The 18936-nt window shown below is 59.5% G+C and carries 14 protein-coding genes and 1 riboswitch; of the genes, 8 read left to right on the top strand and 6 right to left on the bottom strand.

The window, feature by feature from the left end; all coding sequences use genetic code 11:
- Positions 1–270 precede the first annotated feature (270 nt).
- Complete coding sequence (locus tag EI293_RS03090; RefSeq protein WP_125435573.1) at positions 271–1653, bottom strand: O-acetylhomoserine aminocarboxypropyltransferase/cysteine synthase family protein; 1383 nt, start codon at positions 1651–1653, stop codon at positions 271–273.
- Between the two features lie 387 nt (positions 1654–2040).
- A riboswitch (SAM riboswitch) is annotated at positions 2041–2154 on the bottom strand.
- Positions 2155–2504: 350 nt separating this feature from the next.
- Positions 2505–2789 carry a LysM peptidoglycan-binding domain-containing protein gene (locus EI293_RS03085; protein WP_125435571.1) on the bottom strand — a complete coding sequence of 95 codons (285 nt, stop codon included), beginning with the start codon at positions 2787–2789 and terminating at the stop codon, positions 2505–2507.
- A gap of 234 nt (positions 2790–3023) precedes the next feature.
- On the opposite strand from EI293_RS03085, the gene EI293_RS03080 reads away from it, so the two are divergent.
- The 4 genes from EI293_RS03080 (at position 3024) to EI293_RS03065 (ending at position 7998) form a co-directional block, all read left to right on the top strand.
- On the top strand, positions 3024–3443 hold the full coding sequence (locus EI293_RS03080) for a lipocalin family protein (protein WP_125435569.1): 420 nt from the start codon (positions 3024–3026) through the stop codon (positions 3441–3443).
- A 217-nt stretch (positions 3444–3660) separates the two neighbouring features.
- Entirely contained in the window at positions 3661–6252 is a 2592-nt protein-coding gene (locus EI293_RS03075) for an erythromycin esterase family protein (RefSeq protein ID WP_125435567.1), read from the top strand.
- An 81-nt stretch (positions 6253–6333) separates the two neighbouring features.
- The gene (locus EI293_RS03070; protein WP_125435565.1) at positions 6334–7431 is read left to right on the top strand and encodes a radical SAM protein; all 1098 of its coding nucleotides are present in this window, start codon (positions 6334–6336) and stop codon (positions 7429–7431) included.
- 105 nt (positions 7432–7536) lie between these two features.
- The gene (locus tag EI293_RS03065) at positions 7537–7998 is read left to right on the top strand and encodes a hypothetical protein (RefSeq protein WP_125435563.1); all 462 of its coding nucleotides are present in this window, start codon (positions 7537–7539) and stop codon (positions 7996–7998) included.
- 31 nt (positions 7999–8029) lie between these two features.
- Here EI293_RS03065 and EI293_RS03060 read toward each other — a convergent pair whose 3' ends face one another.
- Positions 8030–9115: a lysylphosphatidylglycerol synthase transmembrane domain-containing protein gene (locus tag EI293_RS03060; protein ID WP_125435561.1), complete on the bottom strand. Its 1086-nt coding sequence runs from the start codon at positions 9113–9115 to the stop codon at positions 8030–8032.
- A 358-nt stretch (positions 9116–9473) separates the two neighbouring features.
- On the opposite strand from EI293_RS03060, the gene dxs reads away from it, so the two are divergent.
- Positions 9474–11408, top strand: coding sequence for a 1-deoxy-D-xylulose-5-phosphate synthase (gene dxs, locus EI293_RS03055; RefSeq protein WP_125435559.1), 1935 nt, complete (start codon positions 9474–9476; stop codon positions 11406–11408).
- A gap of 53 nt (positions 11409–11461) precedes the next feature.
- Here dxs and EI293_RS22010 read toward each other — a convergent pair whose 3' ends face one another.
- Both EI293_RS22010 and EI293_RS03045 read right to left on the bottom strand, forming a co-directional pair.
- Positions 11462–12025: a hypothetical protein gene (locus tag EI293_RS22010; protein ID WP_170170217.1), complete on the bottom strand. Its 564-nt coding sequence runs from the start codon at positions 12023–12025 to the stop codon at positions 11462–11464.
- 3 nt (positions 12026–12028) lie between these two features.
- On the bottom strand, positions 12029–13222 hold the full coding sequence (locus EI293_RS03045; protein WP_125435555.1) for an AAA family ATPase: 1194 nt from the start codon (positions 13220–13222) through the stop codon (positions 12029–12031).
- Positions 13223–13459: 237 nt separating this feature from the next.
- Between EI293_RS03045 and EI293_RS03040 the strand changes: the two genes are divergently transcribed.
- Together EI293_RS03040 and EI293_RS03035 are read left to right on the top strand one after the other, a co-directional pair.
- On the top strand, positions 13460–13993 hold the full coding sequence (locus tag EI293_RS03040; protein WP_125435553.1) for a YceI family protein: 534 nt from the start codon (positions 13460–13462) through the stop codon (positions 13991–13993).
- Between the two features lie 219 nt (positions 13994–14212).
- Entirely contained in the window at positions 14213–14968 is a 756-nt protein-coding gene (locus tag EI293_RS03035) for an alpha/beta fold hydrolase (protein ID WP_125435551.1), read from the top strand.
- A gap of 71 nt (positions 14969–15039) precedes the next feature.
- Here EI293_RS03035 and EI293_RS03030 read toward each other — a convergent pair whose 3' ends face one another.
- Positions 15040–16038: an aspartate-semialdehyde dehydrogenase gene (locus EI293_RS03030; protein WP_125435549.1), complete on the bottom strand. Its 999-nt coding sequence runs from the start codon at positions 16036–16038 to the stop codon at positions 15040–15042.
- A 133-nt stretch (positions 16039–16171) separates the two neighbouring features.
- On the opposite strand from EI293_RS03030, the gene EI293_RS03025 reads away from it, so the two are divergent.
- Positions 16172–18784 (top strand): lamin tail domain-containing protein, encoded by a 2613-nt coding sequence (locus EI293_RS03025; protein WP_125435547.1) that lies wholly within the window; start codon positions 16172–16174, stop codon positions 18782–18784.
- The last annotated feature ends 152 nt before the right edge of the window (positions 18785–18936 follow it).

The following is an 18936-nucleotide window of genomic DNA, read 5'->3' as shown; positions in this document are numbered from 1 at the left end:
TGTAAGAGGCGAATGATGGGCTATGCATCGGAAGACTGGCTCCTTCGGGCTGACTCCTCATGCTATTCCCTTCATTCAGCGCTCTAAAAAATAACTGGCCCGCAGGCGGAGCCGGATATTATCCGGCTCCGCCCCGGCCAGGTGCGGGCGTCGTAATTCCAAAGCCTCCTCTCTCACGAAAAGCTCCGGCGTACGCCCGCCGCTACCTGCTGGAAGGTGGTAGTCCGGCCGCTCTCTCACCTGCGGCCGGACGGTAACCCCTCTCAAGTTTTACACTTCCAGCGGGGTAGCGTGTTCAGTTTCGGGCTCGGGCAACAGAGTGCCTTCGGCCGTATCGGGGGTGGCGGCGTTGCGCACGGCGTCGAAGGCCTGCTGCAAGTCGGCCCGGATGTCGTCGAAATGCTCAATGCCTACTGACAGGCGCAGCAGCGTGGGCGTTACGCCGGCTGCCCGCTGCTCTTTGTCGGAAAGCTGCTGGTGGGTAGTGGCCGAGGGCTGGATGATGAGCGTTTTGGCGTCGCCCACGTTGGCCAGGTGGCTCACCAGCTTCAGGTTATCGATGAACTGGGTGGCGGTTTCCTTGCTGCCTTTGATGGCGAAGGTGAGCACGCCGCCGTAGCCGCGCTTCAGGTATTTCTGGGCCAGCGTATGGTAAGGGCTGCTTTTCAGGCCCGGATAATTTACCGCTTCCACCTGCGGATGCTGCTCCAGCCAGGTAGCCACGCGCAGGGCGTTTTCCACGGTGCGCTCCACCCGTAGGCTCAGCGTTTCGAGACCCTGCAGCAGCAAAAAGGAGTTGAACGGACTCTGCGACGGGCCGAAGTCGCGCAGGCCTTCCACCCGGGCCCGGATGATGAAGGCAATGTTGCCGAACGGGCCGTTTTTGCCGAATACGTCGTTGAACACCAGCCCGTGGTAGCCGTCGGATGGCTCCGTGAACTGCGGGAACTTGCCGTTGCCGAAGTCGTAGGTGCCGCCATCCACAATCACGCCGCCCACGCTGGTGCCGTGGCCGCCAATCCACTTCGTGGCCGATTCTACCACAATGTGCGCGCCGTGTTCCAGGGGGCGGAACAGGTAGCCGCCCGCCCCGAACGTGTTGTCCACCACCAACGGCAGATCATGCTTGCGGGCAATGGCGGCAATGGCCTCAAAGTCCGGAATGCTGAAGCTGGGGTTGCCGATGGTTTCCAGGTAAATAGCCTTGGTTTTCTCGTCAATCAGCTCCTCAAACGTAGTCGGCTGGTCACCGTCGGCGAAGCGCACCTCAATGCCCAACCGCTTGAAGGCCACCTTGAACTGGTTGTAGGTGCCGCCGTACAGGTGCTTGGTGCTCACGAAGTTGTCGCCGGACTGCAGGATATTATTGAGGGCAATGAACTGGGCCGCCTGCCCCGATGACACTGCCAACGCCGCCACGCCGCCTTCCAGGGCTGCTACGCGCTGCTCGAACACGTCGGTGGTGGGGTTCATCAGACGGGTGTAGATGTTGCCGAACTCCTTCAGAGCAAACAGGTTAGCCCCGTGCTCGGCGTTCTTGAACACGTAGCTGGTGGTCTGGTGAATGGGCACGGCGCGCGAACCAGTGACGGGGTCAGGCTGCTGGCCGGCGTGGAGTTGGAGGGTCTCGAAGTGGAAGTTCGGCGTGGACATGACGGGGCTGATTTAGAAGGCGTTGGGTATGGAAACAGGGAGCGTAAACCGCTGGAAAACTGTCCGTCTGGGCGGAGCAGGAGCCGCATCAGTTGCCTCGGAACCAGCAGGGTTGCCAAAAGGCCCGACGATGCGGGAGGGCGGCCGGGTGCCGTGGTAGGCACCACCGGTCAGCGCCGGAACCGGAGTAGGGGGAGGGGGGCTGCGTAGCCGGACTCTAGGCTAGCAACAGCAACAACACGCGCCGCAACAGCCGCGCATTCGGTGGGTGGCCGGAGCGGCAACCGAAGCAACATGGAAACCCCACGGCAAAGCGGCAGACCCGAAGGTGGCCGGAGCGGTGGGGGCAGACTGGGCGAAAGTGGGGGTGTTGTGCATGGTACTCCTGGGTTATATGCCCCGCCGCCGGATGGCTGGTCGGGTAGGAATTGGCACCTTTCGCGCGGTCGAAGGTTGCCAGTGGGTCAGGGAGCCTATTCTCTCGCCACTTCTGTATAAATCCTATGAAAACTTCCTCGTCGCTAACGAAGGAGTACCGAGTTGGTGTTGCAAAGGTAGCAGCGCATTTTTGACATATGCAATACCTTGTGAAAATATTTATTGATCTTTCGCTTTAGTGGAAACGGTATAATATGTAATTGCATTGAGCTGATGAACAGATGATTAAAGATGTGTCTGGCGTGCGGTTTCATTGATGCTACTCATGCAGGAATCGGCTTCGCGAACTGCCGGGAGTACGTTATCGGTGCGCTGGGTTACGCCGTATCGACTGCTTTCAGCCCTGCATAAGACCCAAAAAAAGCCGCCCTTTAGAGGCGGCTTTTTGTATATTAACAAGAAGTTGGGCAGACTTACAGCTTGGGCAGCGTGAGTACCTGGCCTATTTCGATTTTGTCGGGGTCAGCGCCGATGATGGCTTTGTTGGCTTCGTAGATCTGATTCCATTTAGTGCCGTCGCCGTAGTGGTTGCGGGCAATTTTGGAGAGGGAATCACCACTTACTACCGTGTAGGTATCACCAGCGGCGGCCGGCTTATCAGCATTGCCGAAGAAGTCGGTAGCCCCACCAGCGGCGGGTTTAACGGGTTCAACCGGTTTTTTTTCGCCTTCGTTGGAGAGGAAATCGAACAGTCCCATAAGAGTAGATGCGTTAAGAGGAAGGAGGGGAAAAGGCAGGACGAGGCCGCGAAGCCCAGCCGTCAGGCCCTCTTACGCCATGGTTGATAATAAGTTGTGTCCTGTTCAAACGCGGATATAGTGGAGCTTGCCGCGCCCGAACATCTTGGCCCAGGCTGCCGTAAGAGGCGCAGTATCGGCGCAAAAACAACGCCTTTCTTCCCTGCCACATCTTTCACCCTATTCCTCTTTTTCATGAAAAATCTGACCTCCCCTCTTCGCCTCATGGCCAGCCTCTTGGTGCTACTGGTGCTCTTCACGGCTGCCTCCTGCGGTAGCAAAGAAGGTAAAGTAGAAGGCGTAAATATGCTCTACGGTGCCACCAGCAAAGTGTGGAAAACCGATAAGGAGCTGGACGCCACCGGCGACAAAGTGAAGCAGACCGACGCCCAGGAAGATGAGCGCATCACGTTCTTCGCCAACGGCCAGTACAACATGACCTCGCCCGCCGGTGCCGTAAACGGTAAGTACGATTTCGACCAGGCCGGCAAGAAAATCACGATGACTCCCGACGGTGCTGCCCAGAGCAACAGCTTCGATGTGGTGACTCTCACCGACGATAAGCTGACGCTGAAAAGCGCTGCCGGTGCCGAGTTGCGTCTCGAGAAAGAGTAACCCCGCCGCTAGGTTTATCTAGCCGTCCGAAAAAACGCAGAAAAGCCCTTTTGCCTCGTGCGAAAGGGCTTTTCTGCGTTTATAGTAGATCGTGTCAGGACTGCCTTTCGGTACAGCCACCTGCACAACGGCAGGTAAGAAGTCGGTGACAGGACGTATCTGAAATGGCTTGTGTAGTTTGGCGGTAGAATTACTACTTCTGAATTACCTGATTTCTATGCGTGTGAATTTTAGGTTGCTGGCCGCTTGCTGCCTGCTTACCACTGCTACGGCTCCCGCCCTGGCCCAGACTACTACCACCACGACGGCTTCGGTAACTGCACAATTGCCCACCCACCCGATCCGCAGCATCAGCCCCGCCGACACCGACTTCGCGGATCTGGAGTTTCTGCGCCAGGAAATTGGCGGTGCGCGGGTGGTGATGCTGGGCGAGCCCACCCACGGCGTAGGCACGGCCACGGATGCCCGTATCCGGCTGCTGCGGTTTTTGAAGGAACGGATGGGTTTTACCACGGTGGCCTTCGAAAGTGGCTTTTACGCGCTGGACCGCGCCGAGCGGGAAATCCAGCGGGGCGCGCCGGTGCCGGCCGCCATTGCGGCCTCGGTATACCCGGTCTGGACCGAGACGCAGGAGTTTCAGGCGATGCTGCCGCTGCTGGGCAAAGGCGGCCTGCGCGTGGCGGGTTTCGACTCGCAGGTGAGCTGGAACGACGACGAGATGCTGGAGGAGTTGGAAGCTTTCCTCAAACCCGAAAAAGGTGCCGATGGCATTGCCTACGACTACCTCGACGAGTGCGTCAGCACAATGGGCGAGCATAATATCTTCCCGCCCTCGCACCAGATTCTGCTGTTTGATATGCAGCTTGGCAAAGCCCGCAAGCTGCTGACCAAAGTAGCGGCCGGCCCCGACGGCAAGCGGCGGGAGCGGGCCACCTTCTGGCTGCAGCAGGTGCGCAGCCTGCAGGCTCTGGCTCATGATTATACCACCAACGACCCGGCCGTGAAGGACTCCGCCGAGTTCAAGGCCAAAGACAGCAACGCCCGCGACGCCCAGATGGCCGACAACCTGCTGTGGTATCTGCGCCAGCACCCGCAGGAAAAGGTGGTCTGCTGGGGCGCCATCGGGCACCTGACCGGTAAGGTAAGCGGGCTGGAAAGCGAGGAGCTACGGGAGTTCAGGCCGATGGGCCAGACCGTGAAGGCGGCCCTGGGCTCCGACGCGGTGTACGTGCTCAGCACGCTGGCCGGCGGCGGCACCCACGGCTTCGGCTACTGGGGCAAGCACCAGCCGGTGCCGCCGCCCGCGCCCGGTTCTCTGGAGGCCGACCTGCTGGCCCGGGGCCAGGACTACAGTTTTATCAGCCTGAAGCACGCTGCGCCGGGCCGCCGCCTGACCACGTATGCTTTCGAGTTTCTGCCGATTTCTGGGCGCTGGAGCGAGGCCGTAGATGGGTTTCTATTTCTGAAAGCTATCGAGCCGCCGCATGCCGCTGCGAGTATAGCGGCGGCCCTACAGCCAGCAGCTATAGAAGCTGCCACCGGCTTGCCGCCGACCAAGCTGGGCCAGCGAAATCCGGCCACTGTACGGCCTGCAGCCACAACCGGGGGCGCGACCCTCACGCTCAGTGGCTTGGTGCTCGACCGCAAAACGGGTCAGCCGGTACCCTTCGCCACGGTGGCCGTGCCCGCCCGTAGCGCCGGCACCGTGACGGATGCCCAGGGCCGGTTCCGGCTGGAAGCGCGCCAGGGCGAGCTGGTGCAGGTGAGCAGCATCGGCTATGAACCGGCTACGCTGACCGCCGCTGGTGCCGCGCTGAGCGTGCGCCTCGCGCCAGCAGCTTTTGCCCTGGCTGATGTGCGCGTCAGTGCTCAGTCGCAGGACCCGAAGCGGATCATGAAAAAGGTGATTAAGGCCGCCGAAACCAACTATGATCGGCAGGACTATACCCAGCAGATGTACACGCACCGGCGCATTATGGGATATGATACCCTGCGCCATGAAACGGAATATGTCGGCCAGGAATGGACACCCGCCGGCTACCAGCACTGGGCAGGTGGCTTTCTGAGTCTGGAAAAACAACCAGTAGCACGCGTACAGGAAAAGCGGCTGATAACCGGGAAAGAGGACGGTCGTATCTACCTTGAGCCAGGCTACGGTTTTTCGGGCGGATTTGATCCGGTGCGCGTTTCTCCCCTGTTCAAGACGGCCACATTGGGTAAGTTTCTGCTGCGGTTGGACAGCATAGAGCAGCGCGGTGGGGAAACCTACTATGTATTGCGTTTCGCGGCTAAGCGGGCGAACCAGCGGGCTACCGGCCATGGATTCGTGAGCGGCTATTCGGGAAAAATATACGTGCGCCAGCAGGACTACGCGGTGATGCGCTACGAAAGCCTCTGGCAGCACGATACAGCCGAAGTAAACTCCATAGCACACAAATATTACGGCACTAGGAGTAGCATTCGTAACTACTTTCCTGCCGTATATCAGGACCACCGCACCACGCACGTTGTCACGTACCAGAAAGACACATCTGGCCGCTACTACGCGGCTACCAGTGTAGCGCAGTCGGTGGAAGTCGGGCACGTATTGGGCCGCAAGCCCTTCTACAACCAGAAAACCTGCGACGTATACTACACGCCGCCCACGGTGGTGCCAGCTACTGAAATCCCCGACGTTAAGGCCCAACCAGAGCTGCACGGCACCGGTATCTGGCAGCTCGCCAAAGTGCCCTACCGCCCCGAGTTCTGGCAAACCTACCAGCGCCCCGTGCCCGCCGAGCCGGCCCCGACATTGGAAGCGGGCAAGTAAACAGCAGACCGCAAATAGGTTGCCGTGCAGCAGTATAGTGCCGGGTGTCAGCAATCCATTCCACCAACTTCACTGCTCACAATGGCTTTCTCCCTCGGTAACGCGTTTCAAGTGGCCGCTACATCAGCCGAATTGGCTCACTTTCGGCAGGCGGCGTGGCGGCTGTACCAGCCGGCCGCGCCGGTGGCCCTTCAGGCGTTTGGGCAGGCGTGGCAGCTACGGCCGGGCCTCACGTTCACGCCGTTTGCCAACGCGGTGCGCTGCAACGCACATTGTGCTTTCTGCTCGGAAGAGCTGCAACGTGCCGCCGACCACCAGCTGACAGCCAAACGCCTCATCGACGATTATCCGGCGTACTTTGCCCGCCTCGCTCAGGTGCTGCGGCCCTTTCGAGGCTTTCCGCTGGGCCTGAGTCTGTCGGGGCTGGAAGCTACGGCCGAGCCGCGCTGGCTGCGCGACCTGCTGGCCTGCCTGCGCGGGCTGGAGCAGGAGGGGGTGGTATTCGACGAAAAGGTGCTTTACACCAACGGCAGCGGCCTGGCCACCAGTCCGGACCTGGGGCTGGCCTTGCATGATTTCGGGCTGACCCGACTAGAACTCTCCCGCTGCCACCCCGACGAAGCAGTGAACCAAGGCATCATGCGCTTCAACCGCAACCAGCCCATCCGGCACAACGCCGTGTACGAGGCCACCGTGCGCTGGCTGCACGGGCATTTGGCCATCAAGAACTCGTGTATTCTCACCCGGGTGGGCGTGGCTACGTTGCCCGATGTCGAGCAGTATCTGGCTTGGGCGGCTGGGCTGGGCGTGCGGCAGGTGGTGTTTCGGGAGCTGAGCCGGCTGGAGGGAAGCTACCTGCCCAACGTGTTTACCGACTGGATTGAAGCCCAGCGGGTGCCCATCGAGCCCCTGCTGGCGGCCGTGGTACCCTCGCTGGAAAACCCACGGGCCGGCTGGCACTATGCCGGCAGCACCTTCGGCTACTATTACTACAACGAGCATTACCGCTACCAGGGCCTCGACGTCATCTTTGAAACCTCCAGCTACCCCGCCCTGCAGGCCGCTACCGCCACGGAGGTCGTGCAAAAGCTGATCCTGCACTCTGACGGCACTCTTTCCGGCGACTGGGACCCGCAAAGTCGGGTGCTGAGCTGCCTGCCCGCTCCGCAGGGCGTGTAGCTGAGGCTGAGGAAAAAATACCGGGCCGCGGCAGCGCGGCAAATAACAACTGACCGCCAACTGATACCGGCCCACGGCGGCGCATCCAGCTTTTCCGCCTCACGAATGACGGCCTCTCACGAACGACTCTACCTGCGCACGTTGCACGAGCTGGTGGCCGCCGGTGTCGTGTTTGGGGTGCTGGGCACGTTTGCGCTACGCTGCCAAGTGCCTGCGCTGCCGCGCCGCCTGGTCGCCGACTGCGACATTCTGCTGCCTTTCGAGGTCGATAACCTGACCAAACTGGTGAGCTGCCTGCAAGCGGCAGGCTGGGGCGTGAGCGTCTGGGGCGAGCCGGTGGCTGTGCCGTTGCAGGCCGGGCAGTTGGCGGGCAAGTACTACCTGCGCGCCCAGCAAGCCGGGGCCGTGCTCGACTGCGCCTACGAAAATGAATTTCTCGGCTGGCCGGACTTCTGGGCGTGCTGCCATTGGCAGCAGGGGCTGCCGCTTCTTGGGCTGGAAGCCGTGCTGCTGCAAAAAGCGCAGGCCAACCGCCCCACCGACCAGCGGCTACTGCACTGGATATAGCAAGCTCAACGTTCAGCGGAATGAATGCCGGCTACGAATGCATCACCTGCTCAATCTTGCGCTTGCCGTAGATGCGGGCCACCCAGCGGGGGAGGAATACGGCGCCCAGCACTAGGTAGAGGTAATACGTGACGACGCGGTAGATGAGCACCATGAAGTTGGTCATGGTGGCCGTGCCGATGAACTTGCCGAAGAACGTGGGAAACGCGCCCTCGGCAATGCCTGCGCCGCCGGGCGTAATGGCAATCAGCAGAATGACTTTGTAGGTGAGGTTGCGGCCGAAAATCAGCCAGAACTCCGGCCAGCTCACGTCGATAAAGGCCGCAATCAGGCAGCCGATAACCAGGTAGCGGGCCGTCCAGACGAAGGCCGTGCTGAGGGCTGCCCGCAGCCAGTAGGCGCGGCCGTTGTTGCGCAACTCCCCCGAGGCCAGCACCAGCTCGTTGCCCATCTTATAGGCCTTGTTGCGCCAGCGGCGCAGGCCGCGCACCGTAAACAGCCGCACCAGCAGCCGCTTCACCGACTGCGGATTGATGAAAATGGCGTACAGCATCAGCAGCGCGTACACCGTCACGAACACGTAGCTCAAAATAAACCCGATGCGCAGCGTGGCCACCAGCCCGCCCTGCAGCGCCTCGTGCGGATACAGCGCATCACCCCCGATGAGCACCACCAGCGGCACGGCCAGCACATAGTACAGGTTGTCGAGCATGGCCGTGGCCATGATGTAGGCCACTGATTTGCCCAGCGGAATGCCCTCCTTGTGCAGCAGCACCGGCGCCACCGCCGTACCGCCCACCGCCGAGGGCAGCACGCACGAGGAGAATTCCCACAGCATAATCACATCAAGAGCAGCCCGCCAGCTCAGCACTTTCTGGGTGAGGTAGCGGATGCGGTACACGTAGCCGGCGTCGCGGGCCACCAGTACCACCAGCATCAGCAGCAGCCAGAGGGGTTTGGCGTTGGCCAGCGGAGCTAGGTCGCCGGGCTGGTAGCTGCGCCAGAACATGAAGCCCACCACGCTCAGGCCGATGAGTACCGGCAGCACAATCCGCGAGGGGCGGAGCTTGTCGAGCAGCTGCTGGTCTTCGGACTGGGTTTCGGTTAGCTGGGGCATCGGAAACGGAAAACGGGTGGTCGGGTAAAGGTACGGATTTGGGTAGGGGAGAGGTGGAGAGAGGCAAGGGTGCGGGGAAAGAAAGAACGTCATTCCGAGCGGAGCGAGGAATCTCGCGTGCTGATGTTGGATTACCACTGCAACGTCAGCAGGCGAGATTCCTCGCTCCGCTCGGAATGACGTGCCGGAGGGCCATCGACCCAGCTTCACTACGCCCACCTTCCCGCCGCATCAACCGCCCGAACGGAAAACCCGTAACTTTGTCTGCGGCACTACTAAGCGGTGAGCAGAAATCGATAACCTTCTGCTTCAACTATCTGTTGCCACGCTACTAATATCCCCTTCCTACCCCCGAAGCATGATTGTCGAACCTGGTGCCCTGCTGGCGGAAATCAATTCGCCCGACGACCTGAAAAAGCTCAGCCCCGACCAATTGGTGCAGGTGAGCCAGGAACTGCGGCAATTTATTGTAGATACCGTCTCGATTTACGGCGGCCACTTCGGTGCTTCGCTCGGGGTGGTGGAGCTGTCGGTGGCGCTGCATTACGTATTCAACACACCCTACGACCAGCTGGTGTGGGACGTCGGCCATCAGGCCTACGGCCACAAAATCCTCACCGGCCGCCGTGACCGGTTCCCCACGAACCGCCGCTACCACGGCATGTCGGGCTTCCCCAAGCGCAGCGAAAGTCCGTACGATGCCTTCGGGGTGGGCCACAGCAGCACCAGCATCGGGGCGGCGCTGGGCATGGCCGTGGCTTCCGACTATAAAAAGGAGTTCGACCGCCAGCACATTGCCGTGATTGGTGATGGCGCCATGACGGCCGGTATGGCTTTCGAGGCCCTCAACCACGCCGGCGTGGCCAACTCCAACCTGCTGGTTATCCTCAACGACAACTGCATGAGCATCGACCCCAACGTGGGCGCGCTCAAGGAGTACCTCACCGACATCACCACCTCCCGCACCTACAACAAGGTGCGCGACGAGTTGTGGAACGTGCTCGGCAAGCTCAGCAAGTTCGGCCCCAACCCCCAGCAGATTGCCCGCAAAGTGGAGGCGGCTATGAAAGCTACCCTGCTCAAGCAAAGCAACCTGTTTGAGGCCCTGAACTTCCGCTACTTCGGCCCCGTGGATGGCCACGATGTGCAGCATCTGACCACTATCCTCACCGACCTCAAGAGCATTCCGGGCCCCAAAATCCTGCACTGCGTGACGGTGAAGGGCAAAGGCTACGCCCTGGCCGAGAAGGACCAGACGCTGTGGCATGCCCCCGGCCTGTTCGATAAGGTGACGGGCGAAATCCACACCAAGACCTACGAGAAGCCCCAGCCGCCCAAGTACCAGGACGTGTTCGGGCACACCATTGTGGAGCTGGCCGAGCAGAACGACAAGATCATGGGCGTGACGCCGGCCATGCCTTCGGGCTGCTCGCTGAACATCATGATGAAGGCCATGCCCGACCGCGCATTCGACGTGGGCATTGCCGAGCAGCACGCCGTGACGTTCTCGGCCGGCCTCGCCACCCAGGGCTTGGTGCCGTTCTGCAACATCTACAGCTCCTTCATGCAGCGCGCCTACGACCAGGTGCTGCACGACGTGGCCCTGCAGAACCTGCACGTAGTGTTCTGCCTCGACCGCGCCGGTTTCGCCGGCGCCGACGGCCCCACCCACCACGGCTGCTACGACCTGGCCTACATGCGCTGCATCCCGAATATGGTGGTTTCGGCCCCCATGAATGAAGAGGAGTTGCGCAACCTGATGTACACGGCTACCCTGCCCGAAAACGCCGGCCCGTTCAGCATCCGCTACCCCCGCGGCGAAGGCGTGATGCCGGAGTGGCGCAAGCCCCTGAAAAAAATTACCGTGGGCACGGGCCGCGTGGTGCGCGAGGGCGAAGGAGTGGCGGTGCTCAGCATTGGCCACATCGGCAACTACGCCGTGAAAGCCACCCAGCAGCTCGCCGCTGAAGGCCTCAACCCCGGCCACTACGACATGCGCTTCTGCAAGCCGCTGGACGAGGAAATGCTGCACCACATCTGCCGCCAGTACAAAGCCCTGGTGACGGTGGAGGATGGCTGCCTGCCCGGCGGCTTCGGCACTGCCGTGCTGGAGTTTATGGCCGACCACGGCTACAGCCTGCCTCTCAAGCGTCTCGGCATCCCAGACCGTATCGTGGAGCACGGCACCCAGGATGAGTTGTACAAAGAGTGCGGCTTCGACGCCGCCGGCATTGCCGCCGCTTTGCGCGAGTTGAGCGGGAAGGCGGTAACTGCCAAGTCGGTGCTGGTGTAACTTGAACGAACTGAAATAGAAAAACCCCGCTGGATTCGTCCGGCGGGGCTTTTTTATATCGATAGAGTATTGCTGATAATCAACCGGGGCCGAATGGGAATGCCTTCAAACCTTTCTCGAAACGATGCGCTGAGCTTTAAAAAATCCGCTCCAGGATACGGTGTTTGCTGTGTTCGGCCAACGCAAGCATATGCAATGACGAGAGAACCTGGCGGAATAGCGCCCTTTTCAAAAAATGCTTTGATACTTGCTTCAAGCTGGCGCATACAGTCACTGGCCCGAGCATAGCGTTCATTGCCAGCAGATGTAGCATCGGTGTCAGTCATCTTAAACTCCACGAAGTACGCTTGGTCGCTAGCGAGAAGGGCACAATCGCAGCGGGCAGAGTCACCAGCTGCATACAGGCACTTATCTATTTTGACCAGATGAATTAAGCGGCTATTCTGATTTAATACCTGTAAATCAAATCTTGAGCGAACAGGAGGCAGGTAGTGGAAACAAGGCTCTTCACTGGGACTGGGTGGATCTTGTATAAAAAACTCAGCATCAGTTAGGGCACCCTGGCAGGCACTACCGCGCATTAGGTCGCGGAATGCTTCACGTACTCCGTTTATCATAATCTAGAATCCGCTATTGATATCGAGTAATTGATCAAATATGTCAGCTTGAATGCCAGAAACTGTGTCTAAGCCGTTTTGTGAAATCAATTTGGTTTCATTATCAACTAGAGAGCGTACGCCATTTTTGCCTTCTGGCCCATTGACGTAATAAGCCGCAAACTCGTCTGGGTCTATCCAGCTTTCCCGCGGTACAAGCTTCGCTACATCATCCGCCCGGTCAGGATGCTTTTCAGCTACTTGATAAGCGTAGAGTAGAAGGTTGAGGTGGGAGAGAATATAGGGGCTATGCGTGGTAATCGTTAGGTCGTTTTCGCCGGTTGTACATTTTTCAACAAGCCAGTTTAGTAGTCCTTGTTGCGCGGTAGGATAGAGGTTAAGTTCAGGTTCCTCTATAATGAAGCTCTGTGCTTGTTCTTTCTGTTGTGTTAGGTGTTCTATTAGTATCATAAGTGGAGTAACAGATTGAATTCCACTAGCAGCTTCAAATAAACGCAAACTAGTTTTTGTGTCTTGCAAACTTATGTAGTCTTTCTCTTTTCTCTGTATATATGTAATATTTAAAAAATCTATTTTCAATTTCTTTACTTCTTTACGAGCTATGTTTAATTCATTTAGATAATTTAAGAATAGTTTGGGTAGCCCAATATTGTTGATGAGAATACCGGCTAAGGAATACTCAATTGTGGAAGAAAAGATTCTTTCAGCAGGTATATACGTTGGTTTTAGTGGATCTGGTATATTATCAATTAAATCATTTAATTGTTTTAATAAATTGCCAGCGGCTTTATTGGATTTTATAGAGTTGGCATATTTTTCAGATATTCTTTGAAATTTTAATCTCTTCTCAGTATTTTTGAATAAAATATCTATTTTTGCTGTAGGTTTTGTATTTACTAATTTGTTATTTATATTTTTTGTTAACAAATTAATATCCGTAAAAAAGGACCCGTCATTATCGGTCCAGGTAAACTTAGAATCCTTTGAAAAAAATGTGTTGATAGAACTGCTCTTAAATAATTCTTCCCTTGTGCTTGGTGTTATAGAATAAAATTTGTCATTCCTAAAAATAGCCGCCAGCTTCGCCAGCGTGCTTTTTCCTCCACCCGTCGGCCCGATGAACACCGTCACTTTCTTGAAGTCCACGGTGGCGTCTTTGATGGGGCCGAAGTTTTTGACAATCAGTTGCTCGTTCATGGCTGTGCGGAATCTGGCCGCCGGAGCGGCGGGAAACAAAGGTAACTTTCTACGCTATCCGGCCGGCTGGCGGCCGGTGGTGCGGCTGAGGTAGTCGCAAAATGGCAACGAAAAAATAAAATGATGTACCTACATCATTTGTGAAAGAAGTATGTACATTTGTCCCGATGACGGCGGCCGGGTTCCGGGGCCGGACTCGTTTCGTGTTTCACTTCATCCTTCTAACCGCGTACCAATATGGCAACTACCAAGTGGGTTCTGGACCCGATGCACTCCGAAGTACAGTTCAAGATCAAGCACCTCGTGATTTCGACGGTTACCGGCGCGTTCAAGCAGTTTGAAGGCTCGGCCGAAACCGAAGGCGACGCCTTCGACAACGCCCAGGTACGCATGACCCTTGATGTGAACAGCATCGACACGAACCAGGAGCAGCGCGACCAGCACCTGAAGGCCGACGACTTCTTTGCCGTATCGGCTTACCCCAACATTACCTTCGAATCGACGGGCCTGACCAAATCCGGCTCCGACTATAAGCTCACCGGCAACCTCACCATCAAGGACGTAACCAAGCCCGTTACCCTCGATGTGGAGTACGGTGGCACCGCTACCGACTTTTACGGCAACACCAAAGCCGGCTTTGAAGTGAGTGGCAAAATCAACCGCAAAGACTTCGGCCTGACCTGGGAAGGCATCACCGAGGCCGGCTCCATCGTGGTAGGCGAAGACGTGAAGCTGATTGCCAGCGTGCAGTTCGCCAAGCAAGCCGAGTAACCTCCGTACCTCGCGCGCCGGGCCGCACACCTGGGGCCCGTTCAATCGGGCCGCCCGCCGCGCCGAGGACTTTGCAAAACGCCCGTTTCCTGAGCTGGAAACGGGCGTTTTGCGTGGTGGCTGGTTTCGGGCTCGGTTGGGCGCGCAGAAGGTGCTATTGGCTGAATTGGGCAAATGCGCGTACCTATGCGTATTCATCACCGAGCAACGCTTCCGTTCATGCCCACGGCTCACCCTACCTTTTTATTCCTCCACGGCTTTGCCGAGTCCCGCGAAGTGTGGACGGAGTTCACCCGCGAGTTTCCCGCTGAGTACCGGCTGCTGACGCTGAACCTGCCCGGTCACGGCACCAACGTGCAGGATATCCGCGACTATTCCATGGAGGCCCAGGCCCGGTACGTGGCCGAGCAGCTGCGCCAGAAAAACGTGGAGCGGGCCCTGTTGGTGTGCCATAGTATGGGTGGCTACGTGGCCCTGGCCTTCGCCGAGCGGTACCCCGAGATGGTGGCCGGCCTCGTGCTTTTCCACAGCACCGCCTTGCCCGATACCGAGGAGAAAAAGGCCAACCGCACCAAGAACATGGATTTCGTGCGCCGCCACGGCGTCGAGAAGTTTATGGAGTCGTTTATCCGGCCGCTGTTTGCGCCGGCCAACCGGGAAAGCATGCTGGAGCAGCGAGAATTCCTGGAGGAAATCGGCAAAACCACGCCCGAAGCCACCGTGCTGGGCGCGCTGGAAGCCATGAAAAACCGCCCCGACCGCACCAGAGTATTGCGCGAAGCCCGCTTCCCGGTGCTGTTCATTGCCGGCAAAGACGACGTAGCGGTGCCCACCGAAAGCCTGCTGCCTCAACTGGCCCTGCCCGCCCAAAGCCACGCCCTGCTCCTGAGCGACGTCGGGCACCTGGGCTACTTCGAGGAGCCCGAGCTGACGCGCCGCGCCGTGGTGGATTTTGCGGGAACGGTGTTTATATAGAGCGTGTGTACCTTAAAAAAGCAACGCCCCGTCGGTAACACCGACGGGGCGTTGCTTTTTTAACAATAGAATTACGCCGTCAGCAGGCCCATTTTCAGCATGGCCTCGGCAATCTGCACGGCGTTGGTAGCGGCGCCTTTGCGGAGGTTATCGGCCACCACCCACAGGTTGAGGGTGCGGGGCTGGGTTTCGTCGCGGCGGAGGCGGCCGACTAATACGGCGTCGCGGCCGTGGGCGTCCTTGGGCATGGGGTAGACGTTGTTTTTTACATCGTCTACCAGCTCCACGCCTTCTGTCCGGCGCAGGATGGCGCGCACTTCATCGAGGTCGAATTCCTCGGCAAACTCCACGTTTACGGCTTCGGAGTGGCCACCCATGACGGGGATGCGCACGGTGGTGGCCGTGACGCGAATCTGGTCGTCGCCGAAGATTTTCTTCGTCTCGTTCACCATTTTCATTTCCTCCTTGGTGTAGCCGTTGTCCTCGAATACATCAATGTGCGGCAGCACGTTCAGGTCGATGCGGTGGGGGTAGGCGGGGTTGGCAGGCGTCTGGCCGGCACGCTCTTCCAGCAGCTGGTCCACGGCCTGCTTGCCGGTGCCGGTTACGCTCTGGTAGGTGCTCACCACGATGCGCTGGGCCTTGTAGCGCTTGTGCAGCTCGTTGAGGGCCACCACCATCTGAATAGTGGAGCAATTGGGGTTAGCAATGATTTTATCGTTGGCGGTCAGCTCCTGAGCGTTGATTTCGGGTACCACCAGCTTCTTGCTGGGATCCATGCGCCAGGCCGAGGAGTTGTCGATTACCACGGTGCCTACCTCGGCGAAACGGGGAGCATCCTGCTTGCTGATGGAGCCGCCGGCCGAGAAGATGGCCACCGCCGGCCGCGCCGCAATGGCGTCGTCCATGCTCACCACTTTGTATTTCTTGCCCTGAAATTCGATTTCCTGGCCCACTGACCGGGCGGAGGCCACGGGCAGCAGTTCGGTGACCGGGAAGTTGCGCTCGGCCAATACTTTCAGCATCTCGGTGCCCACCAGACCGGTGGCACCCACTACGGCTACTTTCATGAAGCTACGGGTTTGAAGAAGGCGTAAATGTACGGTGGCGCGGGCATTGATTTCTGGGTATATTTCCCGCAGTAATAAACGGCGCAGCCTAAGCAAATACTGCTTCCGGCGGCTCCGATAACCGCTATTCAACGTGAAAAAACTACTGCTACCCTTCCTGGCGCTATTGTCTGCGCACACGGCTACTGCCCAGCTTACGGATACCTTTGCCGACGGCAACTTCACCCAGAATCCCGCCTGGACCGGCGACGTGGCCTCATTCCAGGTAAACGCGGCATTGCAGCTGCAAACCAACGGCCCCGCCACCACCGGCACCGAGCTGCAGCTGGTGACGTCCTGCGCCGCTACCACCGGTACCACCTGGGAATTCTGGGCCAACCTGAAACTGGCCACCAGTTCTGGCAACTTCGCCGATGTGTGGCTCATGGCCGACCAGCCCGACCTGAAAGCCAGTGGCACCAAAGGCTACTTCGTGCGCCTCGGTGGCACTCCCGATGAGGTGGCCCTGTTCCGCAAGGATGCCACCGGCAGCCCGGTGTACGTGGTGAATGGTCAGGATGCCACTCTTAGCTCCACGAACAACAACCTGGTGCGGGTGCGCGTGACGCGCAGCCCTGCCAACGTCTGGACGCTGGAGCGCGACCTGGCGGGCGGTACCATCTACGTGCGGGAGGGCACGGCTACCGATGCCACGCACCAGCGCAGCGCCTATTTCGGGGTGTACTGCACGTATTCCTCCACCAACAACCGGGCGTTTTACTTCGATGATTTCCGGGTAACGGACGCCACCGCGCCGCTGCTGGTGCAGGCCGCCGCCCCGGCCCCGCGCCAGCTCGATCTTTCCTTCAACGAGGCCGTGGCCACCGCGCAGTCGGCCGCCAGCTATCGGCTGAGTACCGGCAGCCCGGCCGTTACGGCCGCCGTGCGGGATGCGCAGGACCCAACTGTGGTGCATCTGACGCTGGCCGCCGATTTGCCGCTGGGCAGCCTCACCGTGGAGGCCCGCAACGTGGCCGATGCGTTTGGGAACGTGGCCGCCGGGCCGCTCACGGTTACTTTCCAGAACAACGGCTTTGCGGTGCCGCCGGGGCTGAATCAGTTACTCATTACCGAAATTATGGCCGACGAAACGCCGGTGGTGGGGCTGCCGGCTTCGGAGTTCGTGGAGATTCACAATCCATCGGCTACGACGGTGGTGGACCTGGGCGGCGTGCGCCTGCTGAAACCAGGCAATACCGGCAATCCAGCGGTGTTTCCGGTGGGGGCGGTGCTGCTGCCGGGCGAGTACGCGGTGGTGTGCGGCAGTACCCGCACGGCGCAGTTTGCGGCTTTCGGCAAAGTATTCGGCCTGACCAATTTTCCCAGCCTCAGCAATGCCGCCGACCAGCTGGTACTGCGCGGCCGGGATGGCCGCACGCTGTTTGAGGTCAGTTATGCCGATACCTGGTACCGTGACAACCGCAAGAAAGACGGTGGCTGGACGCTGGAAATACGGGATACCACCAACCCCTGCGCCGGGGCCGACAACTGGCGCGCCAGCGAAGATGCCAGCGGCGGCACGCCCGGCCGTGCCAACTCGGTGCGCGCTACTAACCCCGACCGCACGGCCCCGGTGCTACTCCGCGCCCTTGCCTTGAACCCCACCACCGTGCGGCTCTATTTTGGTGAAAAGCTGGATAGCGCGGCTGCGGCCACCGTAGTCCTGTACACGCTCACGCCCGCTGCTACCGTGCTGAGGGCCGCGCCCCTCGGCCCCGATTTCCGGCTCGTGGACCTCACGCTGGCCGCCCCACTAACCGCCAATCAGCCCCTGACTGCCACCGTGCAGCGTGCCCTTGACTGCGTGGGCAATGCCAGCGGCCCGGCCACCTCGGCTCCGCTGGCGCTGCCCGTACCGGTGGTGGCCGGCGACGTGGTTATCAACGAAATCCTGTTCAACCCGCGCACTGGGGGCGTGGATTTCGTGGAAATTGTGAACCGCTCCGGTAAGTTTCTGGATGTGCAGGGCTGGCAGCTGGGTAACCAGAAACCTGATAATTCGGTGGATGCCGAGCCCGTAAGCAGCGGCCCGGTGCTGCTGCTGCCCGGTGGCCTGCTGGCCCTCACCACCCGCCCCGACATTGTGCAGCAGCAGTATCCCACCAGTTCTGACGCCGCCCATCTGCTGCCACTCCCGGCCCTGCCCACCTTCCCCGATGATGCCGGAACCGTAGTGCTGTTCGACAGTCAGGGCCGCATTCTGGACCGTTTTGCCTATTCCGATGAGCAGCACCTGAAGCTGCTGGATAACGTGGAGGGCGTGTCGTTGGAGCGGATTCGGGCCGCCGGGCCGAGCGAGGCCGGTAACTTCCACTCGGCGGCGGGCAGCGTGGGCTACGCCACGCCCGGCCGTCCCAACTCCCAGCAGCAGCCCGATGTGGCCGGCACCGGCATCCTCACCCTGGAGCCGGAAATCTTCACCCCCGACGACGACGGCCAGCAGGATTTCACCAGCTTGGCTTACCGCCTCGATGCCCCGGGCTACGCCGGCTCCGTCACCATTTACGACGCCCAGGGTCGCCTCGCCCGCCGCCTGGTGCGCAACGAAACCCTGCCCACCCAAGGCACCTGGCAGTGGGACGGCCTCACCGACCGGGGCCAGAAAGCCAGCGTGGGCTACTACATTCTGCACATCGAGCTGTTCCGCCCCAGCGGCGGCCAGAAACAGGAGTACCGTAAGACGGTGGTAGTAGGGGCAAGGCAATAAGAAGCTGTCATTGCGAGCGAAGCAATCCTTTCCTTGCTCTAAGTTCTGAGAAGCAAAAGGTCCTTTTCGTTTATCGTGTAATCAGGGGCTTTGGAGTAGACCGGCGGTATGCTCCCTGAAAAGGAAGGAGTGCTTCGCTCTGCTCGCAATGA

It is taken from the genome of Hymenobacter perfusus (assembly GCF_003944765.1).
Lineage (GTDB): Bacteria > Bacteroidota > Bacteroidia > Cytophagales > Hymenobacteraceae > Hymenobacter > Hymenobacter perfusus.
Note: the sequence above shows the minus strand (reverse complement) of the source record. Positions and strands in the feature narration are given on the sequence as shown.